The sequence below is a fragment of the Candidatus Erwinia dacicola genome (assembly GCF_001756855.1).
GTDB lineage: Bacteria > Pseudomonadota > Gammaproteobacteria > Enterobacterales > Enterobacteriaceae > Erwinia > Erwinia dacicola.
This window is the reverse complement of the sequence record NZ_MAYS01000568.1, coordinates 1-5,417: the sequence shown is the minus strand read 5'-3', so window position 1 is coordinate 5,417 and position 5,417 is coordinate 1. Positions and strand designations below refer to the sequence as shown.

At 53.4% G+C, this 5,417-nt stretch carries 5 protein-coding genes and 1 riboswitch; of the genes, 4 read left to right on the top strand and 1 reads right to left on the bottom strand.

The annotated features are described in order from the left end of the window. Positions 1-282 precede the first annotated feature (282 nt). The 3 genes from tolC to BBW68_RS13905 all read left to right on the top strand — a co-directional run bounded on the left by tolC (position 283) and on the right by BBW68_RS13905 (position 3,758). The gene (gene tolC, locus BBW68_RS13915; protein WP_070135803.1) at positions 283-1,746 is read left to right on the top strand and encodes an outer membrane channel protein TolC; all 1,464 of its coding nucleotides are present in this window, start codon (positions 283-285) and stop codon (positions 1,744-1,746) included. A gap of 179 nt (positions 1,747-1,925) precedes the next feature. After that, positions 1,926-2,591, top strand: coding sequence for a DUF1190 family protein (locus BBW68_RS13910; protein ID WP_070135802.1), 666 nt, complete (start codon positions 1,926-1,928; stop codon positions 2,589-2,591). Positions 2,592-2,597: 6 nt separating this feature from the next. Continuing rightward, positions 2,598-3,758 carry a glutathionylspermidine synthase family protein gene (locus BBW68_RS13905; protein WP_070135801.1) on the top strand — a complete coding sequence of 387 codons (1,161 nt, stop codon included), beginning with the start codon at positions 2,598-2,600 and terminating at the stop codon, positions 3,756-3,758. Positions 3,759-3,947: 189 nt separating this feature from the next. On the opposite strand, the gene ribB is transcribed toward BBW68_RS13905, so the two are convergent. Further along, on the bottom strand, positions 3,948-4,604 hold the full coding sequence (ribB, locus tag BBW68_RS13900) for a 3,4-dihydroxy-2-butanone-4-phosphate synthase (RefSeq protein ID WP_070135800.1): 657 nt from the start codon (positions 4,602-4,604) through the stop codon (positions 3,948-3,950). A gap of 101 nt (positions 4,605-4,705) precedes the next feature. Further along, positions 4,706-4,855, bottom strand: a riboswitch (FMN riboswitch). Positions 4,856-5,012: 157 nt separating this feature from the next. Between ribB and ubiK the strand changes: the two genes are divergently transcribed. Next, a complete protein-coding gene (gene ubiK, locus BBW68_RS13895) occupies positions 5,013-5,327 on the top strand; it encodes a ubiquinone biosynthesis accessory factor UbiK (protein WP_070135799.1) in 315 nt (104 codons plus the stop codon). Positions 5,328-5,417: the final 90 nt, after the last annotated feature.

Sequence of the window (5,417 nt, the reverse complement as noted above, 5' to 3'; positions counted from 1 at the left end):
CTTTGCAACAGTGCCATAATTTCTACATCGTTTTTGGTGAAAGTCACCGGGTATTTGTTACTTGTTGCCATAACAACAGCTCCTGTGAAATGGTGAGCAAAACGTAAAATACAATCGTAATCTGCCGGATGTCTGGTTCTTAATGAAATATCTAAGTAAATTAAGGCAGAATGGCACTTTCAGCCAACTTACCTTCTCGGAACTCTCTGCTATCATCGGTAATAACTTTTGACTTATGTCAGCGCTACCGTAGCAATTTTGCTGCACTATTAAGGAATGCAAATGAACAAACTGCTCCCTTTACTCATCGGTCTGAGCTTGGGCAGCTTCAGTGTTGCCAGCCAAGCTGAGAACCTGCTGCAGGTGTATCAGCAGGCTCGTTTATCCAATCCTGACCTTCGTAGCTCAGCAGCCGATCGCGATGCGGCATTTGAGAGGATTAATGAAGCACGTAGCCCGCTGTTACCACAGCTGGGGCTGGGTGCCGACTACGCCTACAACAACGGCTACCGCGACGCGCGCGATTCGAACAGCACCTCGAAAAACACCTCACTCCAGCTGACTCAGACCATTTTTGATATGTCAAAATGGCGCGCGCTGACCCTGCAAGAAAAAACCGCCAGGATTCAGGATGTCACTTATCAGACCGCGCAACAAACGCTGCTCCTCAACACCGCGACAGCCTACTTCAACGTGCTGAATGCGATTGATACCCTCTCCTACACCGAAGCGCAGAAACAGTCAATCTACCGTGAACTGGATCAGACGACCCAGCGTTTCAACGTGGGCTTAGTCGCCATCACCGACGTGCAGAATGCGCGCTCACAGTACGACACCGTGCTAGCCAACGAGGTGACGGCGCGTAACGATCTTGATAACGCGGTTGAAACGCTGCGCCAGGTGACCGGGAATTACTACCCGATCCTCGCTTCGCTCAATGTCGATAACTTCAAAACCGAGAAGCCACAGCCGGTTAACGCGCTGCTGAAAGAAGCCGAGAGCCGCAACCTCAGCCTGCTCTCTGCCCGCCTGTCACAGGACCTAGCGCGTGAGCAGATCCGCTCTGCGGAAACTGGCCATATGCCAACCGTGGATCTGACCGCGTCAACCGGTTTGTCGAACAACCGTTACAGCGGCGATCTTGCCACTAATAACGACAATATCAGCGGTAGCAACCAAGTTGGTTTAAGCTTCAACCTGCCGCTGTACAGCGGCGGCTCGGTATCTTCACAGGTTAAGCAGGCGCAGTATGCGTTTGTGGCAGCCAGCGAGCAGCTGGAAGGCGCGCACCGCTCCGCCGTGCAGACCGTCCGCTCCTCGTTCAACAACGTGAATGCCTCCATCAGCAGCATCGAAGCTTACAAGCAGGCCGTGGTTTCTGCCCAGAGCTCGCTGGATGCTATGGAAGCGGGTTACTCCGTGGGTACCCGTACCATCGTTGATGTGCTGGATGCTACCACCACGCTGTATGAAGCAAAACAGCAGCTGGCTAACGCCCGCTACAGCTATATGATCAACCAGCTGAACATCAAATCTGCGCTCGGTACGCTAAATAAGCAGGATCTAGCGACTCTGAATAACCATCTGGGCAAGGATATCAATACCTCACCGAAAGCTGTGGCACCAGAAAATCTACAGCAAGTCGCCCGCGCCGACGTCAATGAAAGCGCCCCAGCTATACGCCAAGCAGCGGTCACCGACCGCCCGGCAGCGAACCGCAGCAGCGGCAATCCGTTCAGTCAGTAATCTCCCCTCAGGGTAGCAAACGCTGCCCCGTTTTATTTCGATCCCACCTGCCTCAACCTCTCCTTCATAATCAAACGTATAGCTAAGTAAAGATCGCCGGTCTGTCGTGCCTCATCGCTTCATTTTTCATCGCTATTCCCCTATCCTATGCACTACCTTTGGGCACAGGACGAAAAGTGATGAAACGGACTAAACAGATTAATCATGCCTCCTTTCGCAAAAGCTGGAGCGCACGCCATTTAACGCCGGTTGCGCTGGCGGTCACCGCCGTATTTATACTGGTCGGTTGTGAGCGGTCAGACGAAACCGTATCGACTTATATGAACGCCGATGACTGTTTGAGCGCCAACCCGGGCAAGAGCGAACAGTGCACCACCGCCTACAACAAAGCGAAAGAAGAGGCGGTGAAAACCGCACCGAAATATGCCACCCGCGAAGACTGCGTGGCGGAATTTGGTGAAGGCCAGTGTCAGCAGTCTCCGGCTCAGGCTGGCGTAGGCACCACCAATGCAGAATCTCAGTCCAGCGGCAGCGTCTGGATGCCGCTGATGGCCGGTTACATGATGGGCCGCATGATGGGCGGCGGTACGGGTCAGCAGCAGCCGCTATTCTCCTCTAAAAACCCAGCAAGCCCGACCAACGGCAAATTCGTCGATGCCAGCGGCAAAAGCTACGGCGCAGCCACGCTAGGTCGTACCATGACGGTGCCTAAATCCGCCATGGCACCAAAACCTGCCACCACCAGCACCGTGATGCGCGGCGGCTTTGGTGAAAGCGTTGCCAAGCAGACCAGCATGTCACGCAGCAGCGCGGCTTCCGGCTCCAGCCGCAGCTTTGGGGGCTAATCGCTGATGAAGCGTATTGCCATTACTGAACGCCTAGGCTGGCGAGAAAAGGCCACGGAGTTTGGTTTTTGTTTTCATACCATGCATGGCGAACCGTACTGGTGTGAAGATGCCTATTACCAGTTTACCTTAGAGCAGATTGAAACGCTGGAAGATGTGACCAGCGAGCTGCATCAGATGTGCCTGCACGCGGTTGAGATGGTGGTCGGCAGCGACGAGCTGCTGGATAAGTTTCGCATTCCGAAACATACTTGGGACTTCGTGCGCGAGTCGTGGAAAAGCGGCCAGCCGTCGCTCTATTCCCGCCTCGATCTCGCTTGGGATGGCGTGACGCCGCCTAAGCTGCTGGAAAATAACGCTGATACGCCAACTTCGCTGTATGAAGCAGCCTTTTTCCAGTGGCTGTGGCTGGAAGACCAGCTAAACGCCGGCCAGCTGCCGGTCGGTAGCGACCAGTTCAACAGCCTGCAGGAGAAGCTGATCGAACGCTTTGCCGAGTTGCACCAACAGCACGGTTTCAGCTGGCTGCACTTCGCCTGCTGCCGCGATACTGATGAAGATCGCGGCACGGTGCAGTATCTGCAGGATTGCGCTACCGAAGCGGGCCTGCCAAGCAAATTCCTCTATATGGATGAGATCGGCCTCGGCGAGAAAGGGCAGTTTACCGACCAGCACGACCAGGTGATCGCCAATTTGTTCAAACTCTACCCATGGGAATTTATGCTGCGTGAGATGTTCTCCACCAAGCTGGCCGATGCGGGCGTGCGCTGGCTGGAGCCGGGCTGGAAGAGCATTATTTCCAATAAAGCACTGCTGCCGCTGCTGTGGAAGATGTTCCCGGACTATCCGAACCTGTTACCGGCATACTTTGCCGAAGACAACGTGCCGCACATGTATAAATACGTGGTGAAGCCGCTGTTTTCCCGTGAAGGCGCGAATATTCGCATCGTGGAAAACGGTCAGGATATTGCCCGCGTTGATGGACCGTACGGTGAGGAAGGGATGATTATGCAGCAGTTCCATCCGCTGCCTAAGTTTGGCGATAGCTATACGCTGATTGGTTCGTGGCTGATTAATGATCGACCTGCGGGAATTGGTCTGCGCGAGGATCGCGACTTGATCACTCAGGATCTGTCACGATTTTATCCGCACGCGTTTATCGAGTAATAGCGTAAATGGGCGAGGCATGCCTCGCCCCGAAAAAATCATCCCACTTGATGGTTAGGAGATTGAATCGCCTAACCATCAATTTATGGGCAGGCGGCAACGCAGCAGATCCCCCGGAGCGTACATCAGTACGTGACCGGGATGCGCGAAGAGAGCCAACGCACCCATAGCTTGAAGTATGCCGGGGATTTAGCTGGCCTGACGCGTTTCGTGACTGCGGCGGTAAGCCACTAGGTCTTCGATGGTCACAACCGGCATGCCGTGATGTTTAGCAAACACTATAGCTTCAGGCGCGTGCGCCATTGAGCCATCATCATTAGTCAGCTCACATAGCACGCCCGCTGGCTTAAAGCCTGCCAGCGTCACTAGGTCAATGGTCGCTTCGGTGTGGCCGCCACGCGTTAGCACGCCGCCAGCACGACCGCGCAGCGGGAATACGTGGCCAGGACGATTCAGGTCGCTCGGCTTGGTATCATCGGCAATCGCGGTGCGAATGGTAGTCAGGCGGTCAGTAGCAGAAACGCCAGTGGTGACGCCTTTGGCAGCTTCGATAGTCACGGTGAAACCCGTATTGTAAGCGCTGGTGTTGTCCTGCACCATCATTGGCAGCTCAAGCTCCTGCAGACGCTGTTCGGTCAGACACAGGCAAACAATACCGCTGCCGTGACGGATGGTCAGCGCCATCTGATCAACGGTCATGGTTTCCGCGGCGAAAATCATATCACCTTCGTTTTCACGATCTTCATCGTCTAATACCATCACACCGCGGCCAGCGCGCAGTGCTTCGATAGCACGGGTTACACGCTGTTCAGGCGTGCCAAATTCAGAAAGAGGCGACTGATTCATGGTAAAAACCTTAATTAATTTATGGGTTACCAGAGGGTATACTTAGGAATGTCATGCAGTGACAAAAAATAACGCGAGACAGGCAAAAGCCTGACAAAATTCGTTACTTTCTCCCATCTGGACTCTAACCGTCGGCCCCATAATCACACCGGGTCTGCTGTCCTTCAGGATTGCTCCCGAAGCGCTCATGGGCTTTCAGCGTTAAGCTGATTTACCGCCGGTGGGGAATTCGCCCCGCCCTGAGAACAAGCAAAAACATCATAACGCTGAAAAAGTAGCAGAGCAATGAACAAAAACATCAAATAGATTATCAGCGGCTAAGGCATTTCCTGTTTATTCATTTCAGGTTTAACCTTTTAGAGTCAGGGATTACACTAAGGTAAAATTCGTTGCTACTAGGAAGCCGCTATGATCGACGCAAAAAAAATTGAACAACTGGCCCGTCAGGTCCATGACTCTATACCGAAAGAGATCCGCGAGCTGGCTGATGATATGGAGAAGAGAATTCGCCAGACATTACAGGCACATTTAACCCGTCTGGACGTCGTGAATCGCGAAGAGTTTGATGTGCAGACTCAGGTGCTGCTGCGCACGCGTGAGAAGCTGACCGCGCTGGAACAACTCCTAGCCGAGCTGGAAGCGAAAGTGGCACAGTCTGCTACAGCCGCAACACCAGCGGCTTCTGCATCAGCTGCCACCAGTGAGCCGAAAGCCCTGCTCTGAGAGCCTATACACGAGATTGTGTAATTGCCTGATTTTGATATATTCAATTCAACATCAAAAACAGGTTAAATTATGGGCACTGTTGCAAAG